Below are 16,246 nucleotides of genomic sequence, written 5' to 3'. Positions count from 1 at the left end.
AACAAAAACGGGGCTCGGATGAGCCCCGTTTTCGCTGCAGCGGCCGTGACTACCGGATCCTCGCTGCAACTGACCACGCAGTGCTAATTTCGCAATTAGGCTGCAACGGCGGCTTTCACCTGCTTGACGATCGCGGCAAAAGCAGCCTTGTCGAACACCGCCATATCGGCCAGCACCTTACGGTCGAGTTCGATCGAAGCCTTCTTCAGGCCGTTGATGAACACGCTGTAGGTCATGTCGTGCTGACGGACTGCCGCATTGATACGCGTGATCCACAGTGCGCGGAACACACGCTTCTTGTTGCGACGGTCGCGATAAGCGTACTGACCGGCACGCATCACCGCCTGCTTGGCGATGCGGTAGACGTTATTGCGGCGACCGCGATAACCCTTGGCCAGGTTGATGATCTTCTTGTGACGGGCCCGCGCGGTTACCCCACGTTTGACTCGAGGCATGTTTCTCTCCTTGGAGTATCAGTTAGGGGTTACGCGAACGGGAGCATCGCGCGGACGGAGTTCAGATCGGAATCATGAACTGCCGTTGCGCCGCGCAGGTGACGCTTGTTCTTCGTGGTTTTCTTGGTCAGGATGTGACGCTTGAAGGCTTGACCGCGCTTGACGGTACCGCCCGGACGCACCACGAAGCGCTTCGCAGCGCTCTTCTTGGTCTTCATCTTAGGCATAACAACTCCAGTTTATTAGATGGAGGTGGGTGTGCGGCTGGCTTGCGCCCTGGCTCCGCCCTTTGAAACCCAGTCCACTTGTGTACGACGCGCACACTGCCCGCGCGCCGTCATGTTGGCGAGCCGCCCTGCCGGGCCACCCGCCGAACTTCGTGCTGGCCGCCGTGCCGGGCACGGCAGCCTCGCGATCACTTCTTCTTCTTCGGAGCGAGCACCATGATCATCTGGCGCCCTTCCATCTTCGGCATCTGCTCGACCTGGCCGAACTCGTCGAGATCGGTGCGCAGGCGCTCAAGCATGCGCATGCCGATTTCCTGGTGAGCCATTTCGCGGCCGCGGAAACGCAACGTGATCTTCGTCTTGTCGCCTTCCTCGAGGAAGCGCGTCAGGTTGCGAAGCTTGACGTTGTAGTCACCGTCGTCGGTACCCGGGCGGAACTTGACTTCCTTGACCTGGATGACCTTCTGTTTCAGCTTCGCCTCGTGCTGCTTCTTCGATTCCTGGTACTTGAACTTGCCGTAATCCATCAGACGGCAAACGGGGGGGACGGCCTGCGGCGCGATCTCCACCAGATCAACATCCAGCTCTTCCGACTTGCGGAAGGCATCGGCGAGTTTCACGATGCCGATGGGTTCCCCATCGACTCCGACCAGACGCACTTCCGGCGCATTGATTTCACCGTTGATGCGATGCGACGACTTATCAGTAGCGATGTTACGTTTCCTCTAAAAATTAAAAAAACGAGCCGCGCTGCCAGGGCGGTTACTTGAACGCCCGCAGATCCTGCTGCAGACGCTCAACGAAGGCTTCGACCGGCATTACGCCAAGATCGACGCCGCCACGGGCACGCACGGCTACCGTTTGTGCTTCACGCTCCTTGTCGCCTGCCACCAGCAGGTACGGCACTTTTTCGAGCGTGTGCTCGCGTATTTTATAGCTAATCTTCTCGTTGCGCAAATCGGCCTCAACCCTAAGCCCTTGTTTTTGCAACGATTGGCTCAGCGACCGTACATATTCGGCTTGATTTTCCGCAATATTCATCACCACGACCTGCACCGGAGCCAGCCAGGACGGCATCGCGCCGGCATGGTGCTCGATCAGGATCCCGAGGAAACGCTCCATCGAGCCGACGATCGCGCGGTGCAGCATGACAGGCCGGCGGCGGCTGTTGTCCTCGGCGACATACTCGGCGCCGAGCCGCTCCGGCAGAACCATGTCCAGCTGCAGCGTGCCGCACTGCCAGGAGCGACCGAGCGCGTCCTTGATGTGGTACTCGATCTTCGGGCCGTAGAAAGCGCCCTCGCCCGGCAATTCTTCCCATTCCAGGCCGCAGGCGGTCAGCGCGTCGCGCAGGCCCTGCTCGGCACGGTCCCAGGTCTCGTCCGTGCCGGCGCGCTGGTCAGGGCGCAGCGACAGCTTGATCGAGATCTGATCGAACCCGAAGTCCTTGTAGACGCTCATCGCGAGTTCGTTGAACGCGATCGACTCGGAGATGAACTGGTCCTCGGTACAGAAGATGTGCGCATCGTCCTGCACGAAGCCGCGCACACGCATCAGGCCATGCAGCGCACCCGAGGCTTCGTTGCGGTGGCACGAGCCGAACTCGGCATAGCGCAGCGGCAGGTCGCGGTACGAGCGCAGGCCGTGGTTGAACACCTGGACGTGGCCCGGGCAGTTCATCGGCTTGATCGCGTAGTCGCGCTTCTCCGATTCGGTGGTGAACATGTTCTCGCGATAGTTCTGCCAGTGGCCCGAGGCCTCCCACAGCGAGCGATCCATGATCATCGGCGTCTTGATCTCGAGATAACCGGCCTCGTTCACGCGACGGCGCATGTACTGCTCGACCTGCTGCCAGAGCGTCCAGCCCTTCGGGTGCCAGAACACCATGCCCGGCGACTCCTCCTGCATGTGGAACAGGTCGAGCTGCTTGGCGAGCTTGCGATGGTCGCGCTTTTCCGCTTCCTCGAGCATGTGCAGGTAGGCTTCCTGATCTTCCTTCTTCGCCCAGGCCGTGCCGTAGATGCGCTGCAGCTGCTCGTTCTTCGAGTCGCCGCGCCAGTAGGCGCCCGCCACCTTCATCAGCTTGAACACCTTGAGCTTGCCGGTGGACGGCACGTGCGGGCCGCGGCAGAGGTCGGTGAAGCCGCCATGCGAATAGAGCTTGATCTCGTCGCTCGACGGGATCGACTCGATGATCTCGGCCTTGTACTTCTCGCCGATGCCGCGGAAATACTCGGCCGCCTCCTCGCGCGACACCACGCGGCGCGACACCGGCTCGTCCTTCTTGGCGAGTTCCTGCATGCGCTTCTCGATCTTCTCGAGATCCTCGGGCGTAAACGGCCGGCTGTAGGAGAAGTCGTAGTAGAAGCCGTTGTCGATCACCGGCCCGATCGTGACCTGCGCCTCAGGGAACAGCTCCTTGACGGCGTAGGCCAGCAGGTGGGCGGTCGAGTGACGGATGATCTCGAGGCCGTCGGCGTCCTTGTCGGTCACGATCGCCAGCGACGCGTCGCGATCGATCAGCGCCGAGGTATCGACCAGTTCGCCGTCGAGCTTGCCTCCGAGCGCGGCCTTCGCGAGGCCGGGGCCGATCGATGCGGCCACTTCGGCGACTGTCACCGGATGCTCGTATTGTCGAACTGAGCCGTCGGGCAGGCGTATCGAAACCATGGCTATCTCCGTGTGATGCCGGTAGGGTGCGGCAGCAATGAGTTAAAAATCGACCAAAAAAAATGCGGCCCCGCTTTCGAGGGGCCGCATTCCGGTGCATCCAAACCACAGGCGAAAACGTTCCTCGACTAGCGCCGCTCCGAAATGCCTTCGGTCAACGTTCGCGGTGTCATAACCGTATTCGCCTTGTGCGTAGAGAAGTGTCTACCGCCACCCCAGCGCATGAAACTTCGCTGGAGCCGATTGTCGTTGGTAGGCTCGATTGGATTCGAACCAACGACCCCCACCATGTCAAGGTGGCGCTCTAACCAACTGAGCTACGAGCCTGGAGAAACGAGATTATATGGACCTTTTTCCGGGCAGGCAAGCTTTTTGTGCAAAGCGGCAGACCAGCCACGCCGCCCCGCCTTCATGCCGCCCTCAAGTCTTGCGCGAGGCCCGCACCACGCCCGGCACCTCGCCGAGCAGCGTGCAGGCACGCTGCACCTGCGCCGAATTCGAAACCTCGACGGTGAACTGCATGACCGCCGCATTGCGCCGGCTCTGCGTCTTCACGCCGATCACGTTCATCTTCTCGCGCGCGAACACTTCCGAAATGTCGCGCAGCAACCCCTGCCGATCGCTCGCGTCGATCATCAGATCGACCGGGTAGACCGAGGCGCCGCGCCCGCCCAACACATCGGCCGACCAGGTGGTCTGCAACACGCGTTCGGGCGCGCGCTCAGACATGCGGCGAAACGTCGCACAATCGCTGCGATGGATCGACATGCCCTTGCCGCGCGTGACGAAGCCGCTGATCGGATCGGGCGGCGCCGGCCGGCAGCAGCGCGCGAGCTGGGTCAGCAGCGCGTCGACGCCGACCACCAGCACGCCCGTCGAGGCACCATGCGCCACGCTGGCGCCGCTGCTGCGCTTCTCGAACTGCTCGGGCACCTCGATCTCGGGCTCGGGCGGCGGCGCATCGGACAGCGCCTGCTCGATATTGCGCAGGCTGAACTCTTCCTTGCCGACCGCCGCGAACAGCTCCTCGGGCGCCTTGAACCCAAGCCGCGCGGCCAGGCTGTCGAGGCTCACCGAGGTCTTGCCCTCGCGCTGCAAGGTCTTTTCCACCTGCGCGCGGCCGCGCGTGATGATTTCCTGCTGGTCGATCAGGTTGAACCAGGCACGCACCTTCTGCCGCGCCCGGCCGCTCTGCAGGTAGCCGAGCTGCGGGTTCAACCAGTCGCGCGAGGGCCCGCCCTCCTTGACCGCGACGATCTCCACCGTCTGCCCGTTCGCCAGCGGCGTGTTGAGCGGCACCATCGCGCCGTCGACGCGCGCGCCGCGGCAGCGGTGCCCCAGCTCGCTGTGCAGGTGATAGGCGAAATCGACGGCCGTCGCGCCGTGCGGCAGCGCGATCACGCGCGCCTGCGGCGTCAGCACGTAGATGTGGTCGTCGTCGAGCGAGGTCTCGCGCAATTGCGCCCAGGCCTCGTTGCCGGCGCTCTCGGGTGAGCCGTCGGCGATCTCGTCCTTCCAGGCCAGCAACTGCCGCAGCCAGGCGATCTTCTCGTCGTACTTGTCGCTGGCCGAGAACTGGCCGCCGTAACCGCGCGTGCCGGCCTCCTTGTAGCGCCAGTGCGCGGCCACGCCGTACTCGGCGAAGCGGTGCATCTCCTGGGTGCGGATCTGCACCTCGAAGGCACGGCCGTCGTCGCCGATCACCACCGTATGTAGCGACTTGTAGCCGTTCGGCTTGGGGCGCGAGATGTAGTCGTCGAACTCGCGCGGCACCGGTTGCCACAGGTGATGGACGATGCCCAGCACCGCATAGCAATCCTTGATGTCGGGGACGATCACGCGAAACGCGCGCACGTCGTAGAGCTCGGAGAAATCGAGCTCCTTGCCGCGCATCTTGCGCCAGATGCTGTAGATGTGTTTCGGCCGGCCGCTGACTTCGGCCGGGATCTGCGCGGCGGCGAGCTCCTGCTCGAGCCGCGCGATCGCCTGCGTGACATAGGCTTCGCGCTCGACGCGCTTCTCGTCGAGCAGCTTGGCGATGCGCTTGTAGGTCACCGGATCCTCGAAGCGGAACGCGAGATCCTCGAGCTCCCACTTCAGTTGCCAGATGCCGAGCCGGTTGGCCAGCGGCGCGTAGATCTCGAGCGTCTCGCGCGCCACGTCGGGCGGCGGCTCGATCTTGGCGGCCGCGTAATAGCGCAGCGACTGCAGGCGCGAGGCGAGCCGGATCACCACCACCCGGATGTCCTGGGCGAAGGCCAGCAGCATCTTGCGCAGCGCCTCGATCTGCGCGCGGCGCTCGGCCTGCGCGTCGCGGTTGCCCTCGGGCACCTGCTTGGCGGCCATCAGGCTGACCGTGCCGAGTCGCAGCAGCTTGCGCACGTCGGTCACCAGCCGGGCGACCTCCTCGCCGAAACGCTGCGCGATCTCGGTTTCGGGATCGCTCAGGTGCGGCGTCAGCGCGAACAGCGCGGCGGCGCGCACCGCCTGCGGATCGACGTTGAGGGTGCGCATCAGCGCCACCGTGCCGGCCGCGTGATCGACGAGCCGCTCGCCCGAGGACAGGCAGGCCTCGCCCGCGTGCTCGCGCACGAAGGCGAGCACGTCCTCGAACTCGGGCGACGCGGTGGCCGCGGAAACGGAATCGAGATTCATCGACGGACCGGCAGGGAAATCACGAAACGGCTCAGCTCTTCTGCGCGGCGACCACCACCACCTCGACCAGGCAGGCCGGGTTCGCGAGCTTGGCCTCGACGGTCGCGCGCGGCGGCGTGGCGCCCTGCACCACCCAGCCTTCCCAGACTTCGTTCATGGCCGGGAAATTGGCCATGTCGGTGATGTAGATCTGCACCGACAGCAGGTTGGCCTTGTCGCTGTTCACTTCGGCCAGCAGGCGGTCGATATGGCCCAGCACTTCCTGCGTCTGGCCCTTGATGTCCTGGCTCGTGTCCTCGGCGATCTGGCCGGCGAGGTAGACGGTGCCGTTGTAGACCGCGGTTTCGGAAAGACGGGGACCGACGTGGTGACGGATGACTGCCATGGGAATTCCCGGAAAGTGGTAAAGGAAGGCGGCCGGCGCCTCGGGCGGGATTCGCCCGGGGCGCTGCGGCCGAACTGCATATTATGACGCGTCCTGGTCGAAAAAACGGCAGGCGATCGTAATCTGTGCCGGATCGAGGAAGGCCGGCGCGTGGCCGACGCCGGGAATCTCGACGCTCGACACGGCCTGGCCGCGCGCCTTCATGTCCTCGACGGTCCGTGCCGAGAGCAGGTCCGATTCGGCACCGCGCACCACCAGCACCGGCCCGGCGAAGGCCTCGAACGAGCGCCACAGCACCGCCTCGCCGGCCGCCGCCTGCTCGGGCGTGGTGGCGCGGAACGGCTCGGCGATGCGCGGATCGTAGCGCACGCGCCAGCCGCCCTGCTCGGCATCCGGGCGCAGCAGCGGCGCATTGATCTCGCGCCATTGCTCGCCCGACAGCGGCCCGAACGAGGCCGCCAGCGAAGCCAGATGGTCGATGCCGGCCTGCTCCGATTCGAAATGGACGTCCTTGCCCAGGTACTCGCCGATCCGCGTCAGCGAGTCGGGCTCGATGCGCGGGCCGACGTCGTTGATCAGCATGCGCGCGATCGGCGTGCCGGGCAGCCCGCCGAGCAGCATGCCGATCAGGCCGCCCATCGAGGTACCGAACCAGTCCACCCGCTCGACGTCGAGCCGCGCGATCAGGGTGACCATGTCGGCCACGTATTGCGGCAGGCCATAGAGGCGCGGATCGGCCAGCCAGCCCGAGCGCCCGCGGCCCGCCACGTCGGGGCAGACCACGCGATAGCGATCCGCGAGCGCCAGCGCCAGCCGGTCGAAATCGCGGCCGGAACGCGTCAGTCCATGCACGCAGACCAGCACGCGCGGGTTGTCGGGATCGCCCCATTCGGTATAGGCGAGCCGGTGCAGGCCTGCCGGGCTCGCGCATTGCAGATGGCGCTCGCGCGGCGTGGCGGAAGGCGGAAGGGAATCGGGCATCGACGCGTCCTCGCGTTGGGCCGGCCGAGCCGGCGGACCGGCGGGCCCGGAACGGCCCGCGCGCAGACCGGGTCGATTCTAAACCGCTTCGATCGCGGCTTGCGCCCGGAACCGGGCGCGGCCTCGGTGGCGGCGGCGAGCACATACGGCACGCAACACACAAGGCCAACCCAAACAAAACGCCCCGCGTCGAACCGATCGCGGGGCGTTGCTCACCGGCATGCGTCGCCGGGCGGCGACACCGGAGCGACCTTGATTTCGCTCAGGACACCGCGCTGACGTCCAGCGGCGCGCCCGTCTTGGCCTTGATCTCGTCGACGCTCACGCCCTCGGCCAGTTCGACCAGCTTGAGGCCGGCCTCGGTCACCTCGATCACGCCGAGATCGGTGATGATGATGTCCACCACGCCCACGCCCGTGAGCGGCAGGTTGCATTCCTCGAGGATCTTGTGCTGGTCGCCCTTCGCGACATGCTCCATCAGCACCACCACGCGCTTGACGCCGGCCACCAGGTCCATCGCGCCGCCCATGCCCTTGATCATCTTGCCGGGGATCATCCAGTTCGCCAGGTCGCCGTGCTTGCTGACCTGCATCGCGCCGAGGATCGCCAGGTTGATGTGGCCGCCGCGGATCATCGCGAACGAATCGGCCGAGGAGAAGATCGAGGAGCCCGGCAGGGTCGTCACGGTCTGCTTGCCGGCATTGATCAGGTCCGCGTCGATTTCCTCCTCGGTCGGCGAGGGGCCGATGCCGAGCAGGCCGTTCTCCGATTGCAGCCAGACCTCGACGCCGGCCGGCACGTGGTTGGCCACCAGGGTCGGCAGGCCGATGCCGAGGTTCACGTAGAAGCCGTCCTGCAGTTCCTTCGCCGCGCGCGCGGCCATCTGGTCACGATTCCAAGCCATGTCAGTCTCCTTTTGCGCGCACCACGCGTTGTTCGATGCGTTTTTCCGGCGTCGCGTTCAGCACCAGGCGCTGCACGAAGATCCCCGGCGTATGGATGTGATCCGGATCGAGCTCGCCGTTCTCGACGATCTCCTCGACTTCCGCCACCGTGATGCGCCCCGCCATCGCGCACATCGGGTTGAAATTGCGCGCGGTGCGGCGATAGATCAGGTTGCCGGACTTGTCGGCCTTCCAGGCCTTGACCAGGGCGATGTCGGCCGTCAGCGAGGGCTCCAGCACGTAGTGCTTGTCGCCGAACTGGCGCGTTTCCTTGCCTTCGGCGATCACGGTGCCGAAGCCGGTATTGGTGAAGAACGCCGGGATCCCGGCGCCGCCGGCGCGCAGCTTCTCGGCCAGGGTGCCCTGCGGCGTGAATTCCAGCTCGAGTTCGCCGGCCAGGTACTGGCGCTCGAACTCCTTGTTCTCGCCCACGTAGGACGAGATCATCTTGCGGATCTGCCGCGTCTCGAGCAGCAGGCCGAGGCCGAAGCCGTCGACGCCGGCATTGTTGCTGATGCAGGTGATGCCGTTCACGCCGCTGTCACGCAACGCGGCGATCAGCGCCTCGGGGATGCCGCACAGGCCGAAGCCGCCGACCGCGAAGGTCTGGCCGTCCGCGACGATGCCCTCGAGCGCGGCAGCCGCGCCTGGGTAGATCTTGTTCATGTTTCTGTCCCTTCCTCTATGGAAACCAGCCGAACCGGTTCGCGATGCGCGACGAACCCGCCGCATCATTCTAGACAGGCCTCGATGACCCTGCCTTGAAGGCCGGCCACCGGGGGCGTCACTGCTGGAAAGGGTACGATGGCCGGCCGATGCGGCACAATACGCAAAAATACATAAGCGTTCGCCGCAGGCGCGGGGAACGCGCCCGACCACTTCCGCCCGATGCCCGAACTCGACTACCAGACCGCCTTCCATCTCGCCCCGATCGGGCTCGTGCTGTCGCGCGACCGCGTGATCGAGGACTGCAACGACGCGCTGGCCGCCATGTTCCGCTGCCAGCGCGCCGACCTGATCGGCCAGTCGTATCGCGTGCTCTACCCCTCGCCGGACGAATTCCAGCGCATCGGCGAGCGGATCACCAAGGTGATGGGCGCGACCGGCAGCTACGCCGACGAGCGCATCATGAAGCGCGCCGACGGCGACCTGTTCTGGTGCCACGTGACCGGGCGCGCGCTCGACCGCGCCGCGCCGCTGGCCGACGGCATCTGGACCTTCGAGGATCTGAGCGCGACGCGCCGCGTGTCCGTCGAGCTGACGCCGCGCGAGCGCGAGATCGCCGCGCAGCTGGCCACCGGCAAGACCAGCAAGCAGATCGGCCGGGTGCTGGAGATCAGCTCGCGCACGGTCGACATCTACCGGGCGCGGCTGATGCGCAAGTACGGAACGGGAAACACCGCCGAGCTGATGCAGCGCCTGCTCGGCCAGTGAGGCCGCGGCCGGCGTGCCGCATCGGGCACGCCGTCACGGCGGGAAGGAAGGAACGCCGGCTTACGCGACGCGCTGGCGCAGCGCCGATTCGATGGTCTCGCGCAGCAGCTCCGGCAGCGGCGTGGACTTGCCCAGCGCGTAGTCGACCCACACGCAGCGCGCGTTGCCGCGCGCGTAGAGCTGGCTGGGATCGTCGGCGCGGCTCAGCTCGAAGCCGGTGTCGAAGCTGCTGCGGCCGGGCTTGGCGGCCGTCATCCGCGCGATCACGTCGCCCGGGTAGTGCAGCTGCTTGAGGAACTCCATCGAGGCGGTGACGATCACCGGCCCCTGCCCCTCGCCATTGCCGCCTGCGATGCCCAACTGCTCGAACCAGGAGATCCGGGCCTGCTCCATGTAGCGGAAATAGACCGTGTTGTTGACATGGCCGAACGCGTCCATGTCACCCCAGCGGATCGGCATCGACATTTCGAAAACGGGTACGTACTCGCTCATCTCACTGCTTCCCACGACAGACAAACAACCGCTTCATGCGAGCCCGAATCCGTCGTCGGCCGAGATGATCGAGCCGTTGACGAACTGCGACTCGTCGGCCGCCAGCAGCAAAAGCAGGCCGTCGAGATCCTGCGGTTTGCCGACCCGGCGCCGCGGCAGCATCGACTGCAGCTTCTGGCCCTGCTCGGTATCCCACAGGTAATGATTGATTTCGGTATCGATGTAGCCCGGGCAGATGGCGTTCACGTTGATGCCGTGGCGCCCCCATTCGTTGGCCATGGCGCGCGTCATGTGCACCACCGCGGCCTTGCTCATCGAGTACAGGCCAATCTGCGGCAGCACCCGCAGGCCCGCCACCGAGGCGATGTTGATGATCCGGTACGGCGGCTTGCCGTGGCCATTGCCGCGCATCATCATGCGCTTGGCCACTTCCTGGGCCACGAAGAACGCGCCGCGCGTGTTGGTATCGAACACGTAGCCGAAATCCTCGGGCGTCACGTCGACCAGCTTCTGCATGGTCGAGACGCCGGAATTGTTGACCAGGATGTCGATCGTGCCGGCTTCCGTCTCGGCATGCGCGACCGCCGCGCGAATGCTCTGATGATCGGTCACGTCGAGCGAGACCACATGCGCCGCGCCGCCCGCCGCCTCGATCTGGGCGCGTAATTCCTTCAAGCGCTCGACCCGGCGGCTGGCGAGCACGATCTTCGCCCCCGCTTCCGACAATACCTGCGCGAAACGCTGGCCCAGGCCGCTGGACGCGCCCGTCACCATCGCCACCTTGCCTTCCAGATTGATCGAACGACCCATCACTGCTCCTTGCTGGATGGCCCGGCACGCAGCTTGCTGCCGGGCGTGAACCTTATCATATAAATAGAACGATCGTGCTAATCTAGCCGCATTCTGTTGCGGCAATCGTTTTATTTGGCCGACAATACGCTCCCAATTAAAAAGCATTCTAACGGTTAGAGGAACGCCAATGACCCCCGCAAGCCTCATCGAGCAATACGGTCCACGAGAATCGATGGAATACGACGTCGTGATCGTCGGCGGCGGCCCGGCCGGGCTGTCGGCGGCGATCCGCCTGAAGCAGCTGGCGGCCGGGAAAGGCGGCGAGATCAACGTCTGCGTGCTCGAGAAGGGCTCGGAAATCGGCGCTCATATCCTGTCAGGTGCCGTGATGGACCCGCGCGCGATCGGCGAACTGTTCCCCGACTGGAAGGAAAAAGGCGCGCCGCTCAACGTCGAGGTGAGCGAGGATCGCTTCCTGTTCCTCTCGGAGACCGGCGCCAAGTCGGTGCCGAACTGGGCCCTGCCCGACAATTTCAAGAACCACGGCAACTACGTGATCAGCCTGGGCAACGTCACGCGCTGGCTCGGCCAGCAGGCCGAGGCGCTGGGCGTCGAGATCTTCCCAGGCTTCCCCGCCGCGGAAATCCTCTATCACGAGGACGGCTCGGTGAAGGGCGTGGCGACCGGCAATCTCGGCATCGGCAAGGACGGCGAGCCGACCGAGAACTTCCAGCTCGGCATGGAACTGCATGCCAAGTACACGCTGTTCGCCGAGGGCTGCCGCGGCCACCTGGGCCGCCAGTTGATCGACCGGTTCCGGCTCGACGCGAACAGCGACCCGCAAGCCTACGGGATCGGCATCAAGGAGCTGTGGGAGATCGACCCGGCCAAGCACAAGCCGGGCCTGGTGATCCACACCGCCGGCTGGCCGCTCGCCTCGGACACCTATGGCGGCTCCTTCCTGTATCACATGGACAACAACCAGGTGGTGGTCGGTTTCGTGGTCGGGCTCGGCTACAGCAACCCCTACCTGTCGCCGTTCGAGGAATTCCAGCGCTACAAGACGCACCCGGAAATCCGCAAGTTCCTGGAAGGCGGCAAGCGCGTGTCCTACGGCGCGCGCGCGATCACCGCGGGCGGGCTGGTGTCGCTGCCCAAGACGGTGTTCCCGGGCGGCGCGCTGATCGGCGACGACGCGGGCTTCCTGAACGCCTCGCGCATCAAGGGCAGCCACGCGGCGATCAAGACCGGCATGCTGGCCGCCGACGCGGCCTTCGAGGCGGTCCAGGCCGGCCGCGAGCGCGACGAACTGGTGGCCTACCCGGAAGCCTTCAAGCAATCCTGGCTGCACACCGAGCTCTACAAGGCGCGCAACTTCAAGCAATGGATGGCCAAGGGGCTCTACCTGGGCACGCTGATGGTCGGCCTCGAGCAGAAGGTGCTGGGCGGCAACGTGCCCTGGACCCTGCATCACCAGCACGCCGACCACGAGATGCTGAAACCTGCCTCGCAGTGCACGCCGATCAGCTATCCGAAGCCCGACGGCAAGCTGACCTTCGACCGGCTCTCCTCGGTGTTCATCTCGAACACCAACCACGAGGAGAACCAGCCGGCCCACCTGACGCTGAAGGACGCGAGCGTGCCGGTCAACGTGAACCTGCACACCTATGCCGGGCCCGAGGCGCGCTTCTGCCCGGCCGCCGTCTACGAGTTCACGAAGAACGACGACGGCAGCGACCGCCTGGTGATCAACGCGCAGAACTGCGTGCACTGCAAGACCTGCGACATCAAGGACCCGACGCAGAACATCGTGTGGGTCACGCCGGAAGGCGGCGGCGGCCCGAACTACCCGAACATGTAAGCGGATCGGCCGGCCTCGGCGCCGGCCGCAAGCGAAAAGGGCATCGCGAAGCGAATCGCGATGCCCTTTTTTCATTGTCGCCGGTGCCAGGCGCCCTGCCCGGCGCGAGCCCCGGTGTATTGTGCCGTTACGGCGCTTCCGGCGCGATCCTCGGCGTCTCGGTGACGACGTCGCCGCATTGCGCACGATGGCGCAGCGCGTGATCGATCAGCACCAGCGCCAGCATCGATTCGGCGATCGGCGTGGCGCGAATGCCCACGCAGGGGTCGTGCCGGCCGAAGGTCTCGACCACGGCCGGCTCGCCGGCCTTGGTGATCGAGCGGCGCGGCGTGCGAATGCTGGAAGTCGGCTTGATGGCGATCGACACGGTCAGGTCCTGGCCGGTCGAGATGCCGCCGAGAATGCCGCCCGCGTGATTGCCGACGAAACCCTGCGGGGTCAGCTCGTCGCCGTGCTCCGAGCCGCGCTGGGCGACGCTGGCGAAGCCGGCGCCGATCTCCACGCCCTTCACCGCGTTGATGGCCATCATGGCGTGCGCGATATCGGCGTCGAGGCGGTCGTAGAGCGGCTCGCCCCAGCCCACCGGCACGCCCGAGGCGACCACGTCGATGCGCGCGCCGATCGAGTCGCCATCCTTGCGCAGCGCGTCCATGTAGTCCTCGAGCTGCGGGACGATCTCGGCGTTCGGCGCGAAGAACGGGTTCTCGCGCACATGCGACCAGTCGACGAACGGCACCTCGATCGCGCCGAGCGCGCTCATGTAGCCGCGCACCTCGATGCCGAAGCGCTCGCGCAGCCACTTCTTCGCCACCGCTCCGGCGCCGACGATCGGCGCGGTCAGGCGCGCCGAGGAACGGCCGCCGCCGCGATAGTCGCGGATGCCGTATTTCTGCCAGTAGGTGTAGTCGGCATGGCCGGGGCGGAAGGTCTCGACGATATTGCCGTAGTCCTTGCTGCGCTGGTCGGTGTTGCGGATCAGCAGCGCGATCGGGGTGCCGGTGGTGCGCCCCTCGAACACGCCCGAGAGGATCTCGACCGCATCCGGCTCCTGGCGCTGCGTGACGTGGCGCGAGGTGCCCGGCTTGCGGCGATCGAGTTCGAGCTGGATGTCGGCTTCCGTCAGTTCCATTCCCGGCGGGCAGCCGTCGATCACGCAGCCGATCGCGGGACCGTGCGATTCGCCGAAGGTCGTGACAGTGAAAAGCTTGCCGAGGGTATTGCCGGACATGGGTAGCCGTTCCAGAGAAAAAGTCGGGGAAACCGCTATTATGCCAGCCGCCCCGGCCATCGCGGGAGGCGCGCCGCGCCGGGGACGGCCGCGCGACCGACCCAGCTTTCATGAAGCCTTCACCCGCGGCGACTCGGGCCGGCACGCAAGGCCCTGCCCCGCCTTACTTGCGCGCGCCGCGCAGCTCGCTCACCGCCTGCTGCAGCATGTCGGGCGTGGCCGCCGAGGCCGCGATCGGCTCGCCGACCGCCAGCGTCAGCCGGCTCATCGCGCCCTTGCGCATCGGCCGCGGCCAGCGCGCATCGCCATGGCGCGAGAACCAGCTGCCCCACAGCCCGCGCAATGCCATCGGCACCACGGGCGCCTCGACGCGGCGCAGGATCTCGCTCACGCCGTGATGGAAGGTGTTGATGTCGCCGGTCTTGGTCAGCTTGCCCTCGGGGAAGATGCAGACCAGCTCGCCCTCCTTCAGCGCGGCCTCGCAAGCCGCGTAGGCGCGCTCCAGCATGGCCGGGTCCTCGTGGCGCGGCGCGATCGGGATCGCCTTGGCGTGGCGGAACGCCCAGCTCGCGAAGCGCGCGCGGAAGATCCGGTGATCCATCACGAAGCGGATCGGCCGCGGGCTGGCCGCGGCGATCACCAGCGCGTCGACATAGCTGACGTGGTTGCAGACCAGCACCGCCCCGGTGGTTTCGGGAATCCGCTCGGCATGCACCAGCCGGATCCGGTAGAAGGTATGCACCAGCACCCAGGCCACGAAGCGCAGCAGGAATTCAGGCACCAGCGAGTAGATATAGGTGGCGACCAGCACGTTGAGCAGGCCGGTGACCAGGAACAGGCCCGGGATGCCGACGCCGGCGTGGGTCAGCGCCATCGCCATCAGCGCCGAGACCACCATGAACAGCGAATTGAGGATGTTGTTGGCGGCGATGATCCGCGCGCGGTGGGTCGGCGCGCTGCGGCTCTGGATCAGCGCATAGAGCGGCACGCTGTAGAAGCCGCCGAACATCGCGAGCAGGAACAGGTCGGCCAGCACGCGCCAGTGGGCGGCCTGGCCGAGGAATTCGCCGACGCTGAGCAGGTGCGTCTGGGCCGGCAGCGCGTGGCTGGCGAAATAGAGATCGATCGCGAACACGCTGATGCCGATCGAGCCGAGCGGCACCAGGCCGATCTCGACGCGCCGCCGCGAGAGCCGCTCGCAGAGGATCGAGCCCAGGCCGATGCCGATCGAGAAGGTGGCCAGCAGCACCGTCACCACGTCGGGATTGGCCGACAGCACGTCCTTGGCGAAGCCGAAGAACGAGGTCAGGAAGGTCGCGCCGACGAACCACAGCCAGGAGATGCCCAGCAGGCTCAGGAACACGGTGCGGTTCTGCCCCGCCAGCTTCAGATTGCGCCAGGTTTCGGAAACCGGGTTCCAGTTGATCTTCAGCTCGGGCTGCGGCGCCGGCGTGTGCGGCACGCCCGAGGCCACGCCCCGCCCGATCACCGCGATCAGCACGCAGCTCACCGCCAGCAGCAGCTCGCCGCGCCCGTCGATGCCGGCCGCCGCGCCGCCGATGATGGTGCCGATCAGGATCGCGATGAAGGTGCCCATCTCGACCAGCCCGTTGCCGCCCACCAGCTCCTGGTCGCTCAGGTGCTGCGGCAGGTAGGAATACTTGACCGGGCCGAACAGCGTCGAATGCATGCCCATCATGAAGGTGCAGAGATAGAGCAGCGCCGCGGTATGGGTCACGAAGCCGGCCGCGCCCACCAGCATCAGCGCGATCTCGAAGCTCTTCACGAAGCGCGTGAGCCGCGCCTTGTCGTACTTGTCGGCGATCTGGCCCGAGGTGGCCGAGAACAGCATGAAGGGCAGGATGAACACCGCCGAGATCAGGAAGGCCGCCGTCTTCGGGTCGACGCCGCTGAATTTCGCGCTCTGGTAGGTGATCAGGGAGGTGAAGCCGATCTTGAAGACGTTGTCGTTCAGCGCGCCGAAGAACTGCGTGGCGAAGAATGGCGCGAAGCGCCGCTGACGAAGCAGATCGAACTGCGAGGTGTGGGCGTGGCGTTCGTTGCGCCGTTCGGTATTGGTGTGTGTTGAATCGCTCATGCGCTCGGGGCGCGCGGCTGCGAC

15 protein-coding genes and 1 tRNA gene are annotated in these 16,246 nt (G+C 65.9%); 2 read left to right on the top strand and 14 right to left on the bottom strand.

From position 1 onward, the window contains the following. Positions 1–95: 95 nt before the first annotated feature. The 10 genes from rplT to BM43_RS31660 all read right to left on the bottom strand — a co-directional run bounded on the left by rplT (position 96) and on the right by BM43_RS31660 (position 8,983). Positions 96–455, bottom strand: a complete 360-nt coding sequence (gene rplT / locus BM43_RS31705) for a 50S ribosomal protein L20 (RefSeq protein ID WP_004192938.1) — start codon at positions 453–455, stop codon at positions 96–98. 29 nt (positions 456–484) lie between these two features. Continuing rightward, positions 485–682, bottom strand: a complete 198-nt coding sequence (gene rpmI / locus BM43_RS31700; protein ID WP_004191477.1) for a 50S ribosomal protein L35 — start codon at positions 680–682, stop codon at positions 485–487. Between the two features lie 188 nt (positions 683–870). Next, positions 871–1,395: a translation initiation factor IF-3 gene (gene infC, locus BM43_RS31695; protein WP_080562332.1), complete on the bottom strand. Its 525-nt coding sequence runs from the start codon at positions 1,393–1,395 to the stop codon at positions 871–873. Between the two features lie 49 nt (positions 1,396–1,444). Next, a complete protein-coding gene (gene thrS, locus BM43_RS31690) occupies positions 1,445–3,352 on the bottom strand; it encodes a threonine--tRNA ligase (RefSeq protein WP_013697755.1) in 1,908 nt (635 codons plus the stop codon). Positions 3,353–3,602: 250 nt separating this feature from the next. Continuing rightward, a tRNA-Val gene (locus tag BM43_RS31685) sits at positions 3,603–3,679 on the bottom strand. A 93-nt stretch (positions 3,680–3,772) separates the two neighbouring features. Continuing rightward, complete coding sequence (locus BM43_RS31680) at positions 3,773–6,007, bottom strand: RelA/SpoT family protein (RefSeq protein WP_036051818.1); 2,235 nt, start codon at positions 6,005–6,007, stop codon at positions 3,773–3,775. Between the two features lie 31 nt (positions 6,008–6,038). Further along, positions 6,039–6,392: a RidA family protein gene (locus tag BM43_RS31675; protein ID WP_036051819.1), complete on the bottom strand. Its 354-nt coding sequence runs from the start codon at positions 6,390–6,392 to the stop codon at positions 6,039–6,041. An 81-nt stretch (positions 6,393–6,473) separates the two neighbouring features. Next, positions 6,474–7,373 carry an alpha/beta fold hydrolase gene (locus tag BM43_RS31670; RefSeq protein ID WP_036051820.1) on the bottom strand — a complete coding sequence of 300 codons (900 nt, stop codon included), beginning with the start codon at positions 7,371–7,373 and terminating at the stop codon, positions 6,474–6,476. Positions 7,374–7,635: 262 nt separating this feature from the next. Further along, entirely contained in the window at positions 7,636–8,277 is a 642-nt protein-coding gene (locus tag BM43_RS31665) for a CoA transferase subunit B (RefSeq protein ID WP_036041320.1), read from the bottom strand. A gap of 1 nt (position 8,278) precedes the next feature. Then, positions 8,279–8,983, bottom strand: coding sequence for a CoA transferase subunit A (locus BM43_RS31660; protein WP_036051821.1), 705 nt, complete (start codon positions 8,981–8,983; stop codon positions 8,279–8,281). 222 nt (positions 8,984–9,205) lie between these two features. Between BM43_RS31660 and BM43_RS31655 the strand changes: the two genes are divergently transcribed. Continuing rightward, positions 9,206–9,751 carry a LuxR C-terminal-related transcriptional regulator gene (locus BM43_RS31655; protein ID WP_036041323.1) on the top strand — a complete coding sequence of 182 codons (546 nt, stop codon included), beginning with the start codon at positions 9,206–9,208 and terminating at the stop codon, positions 9,749–9,751. A gap of 60 nt (positions 9,752–9,811) precedes the next feature. On the opposite strand, the gene BM43_RS31650 is transcribed toward BM43_RS31655, so the two are convergent. Continuing rightward, positions 9,812–10,243: an acyl-CoA thioesterase gene (locus tag BM43_RS31650; RefSeq protein WP_013697748.1), complete on the bottom strand. Its 432-nt coding sequence runs from the start codon at positions 10,241–10,243 to the stop codon at positions 9,812–9,814. 33 nt (positions 10,244–10,276) lie between these two features. Further along, entirely contained in the window at positions 10,277–11,053 is a 777-nt protein-coding gene (locus BM43_RS31645; protein ID WP_025098705.1) for an SDR family oxidoreductase, read from the bottom strand. A gap of 169 nt (positions 11,054–11,222) precedes the next feature. On the opposite strand from BM43_RS31645, the gene BM43_RS31640 reads away from it, so the two are divergent. Then, positions 11,223–12,896, top strand: coding sequence for an electron transfer flavoprotein-ubiquinone oxidoreductase (locus BM43_RS31640; RefSeq protein WP_013697746.1), 1,674 nt, complete (start codon positions 11,223–11,225; stop codon positions 12,894–12,896). A gap of 127 nt (positions 12,897–13,023) precedes the next feature. Here BM43_RS31640 and aroC read toward each other — a convergent pair whose 3' ends face one another. Both aroC and BM43_RS31630 read right to left on the bottom strand, forming a co-directional pair. Next, positions 13,024–14,124: a chorismate synthase gene (gene aroC, locus BM43_RS31635; protein WP_036051822.1), complete on the bottom strand. Its 1,101-nt coding sequence runs from the start codon at positions 14,122–14,124 to the stop codon at positions 13,024–13,026. A 163-nt stretch (positions 14,125–14,287) separates the two neighbouring features. Further along, positions 14,288–16,222, bottom strand: a complete 1,935-nt coding sequence (locus BM43_RS31630; RefSeq protein ID WP_036051823.1) for an MFS transporter — start codon at positions 16,220–16,222, stop codon at positions 14,288–14,290. Positions 16,223–16,246: the final 24 nt, after the last annotated feature.

Origin of the sequence: Burkholderia gladioli, from assembly GCF_000959725.1 — a bacterium.
In the GTDB taxonomy this organism is placed as follows: domain Bacteria; phylum Pseudomonadota; class Gammaproteobacteria; order Burkholderiales; family Burkholderiaceae; genus Burkholderia; species Burkholderia gladioli.
Note: the sequence above shows the minus strand (reverse complement) of the source record. Positions and strands in the feature narration are given on the sequence as shown.

Coding starts and splice junctions, on each gene's coding strand:
- rplT (WP_004192938.1), bottom strand. CDS start 455: ATGCCTCGAGTCAAACGTGGGGTAACCGCGCGGGCCCGTCACAAGAAG.
- rpmI (WP_004191477.1), bottom strand. CDS start 682: ATGCCTAAGATGAAGACCAAGAAGAGCGCTGCGAAGCGCTTCGTGGTG.
- thrS (WP_013697755.1), bottom strand. CDS start 3,352: ATGGTTTCGATACGCCTGCCCGACGGCTCAGTTCGACAATACGAGCAT.
- BM43_RS31680 (WP_036051818.1), bottom strand. CDS start 6,007: ATGAATCTCGATTCCGTTTCCGCGGCCACCGCGTCGCCCGAGTTCGAG.
- BM43_RS31675 (WP_036051819.1), bottom strand. CDS start 6,392: ATGGCAGTCATCCGTCACCACGTCGGTCCCCGTCTTTCCGAAACCGCG.
- BM43_RS31670 (WP_036051820.1), bottom strand. CDS start 7,373: ATGCCCGATTCCCTTCCGCCTTCCGCCACGCCGCGCGAGCGCCATCTG.
- BM43_RS31665 (WP_036041320.1), bottom strand. CDS start 8,277: ATGGCTTGGAATCGTGACCAGATGGCCGCGCGCGCGGCGAAGGAACTG.
- BM43_RS31660 (WP_036051821.1), bottom strand. CDS start 8,983: ATGAACAAGATCTACCCAGGCGCGGCTGCCGCGCTCGAGGGCATCGTC.
- BM43_RS31655 (WP_036041323.1), top strand. CDS start 9,206: ATGCCCGAACTCGACTACCAGACCGCCTTCCATCTCGCCCCGATCGGG.
- BM43_RS31650 (WP_013697748.1), bottom strand. CDS start 10,243: ATGAGCGAGTACGTACCCGTTTTCGAAATGTCGATGCCGATCCGCTGG.
- BM43_RS31645 (WP_025098705.1), bottom strand. CDS start 11,053: ATGGGTCGTTCGATCAATCTGGAAGGCAAGGTGGCGATGGTGACGGGC.
- BM43_RS31640 (WP_013697746.1), top strand. CDS start 11,223: ATGACCCCCGCAAGCCTCATCGAGCAATACGGTCCACGAGAATCGATG.
- aroC (WP_036051822.1), bottom strand. CDS start 14,124: ATGTCCGGCAATACCCTCGGCAAGCTTTTCACTGTCACGACCTTCGGC.
- BM43_RS31630 (WP_036051823.1), bottom strand. CDS start 16,222: ATGAGCGATTCAACACACACCAATACCGAACGGCGCAACGAACGCCAC.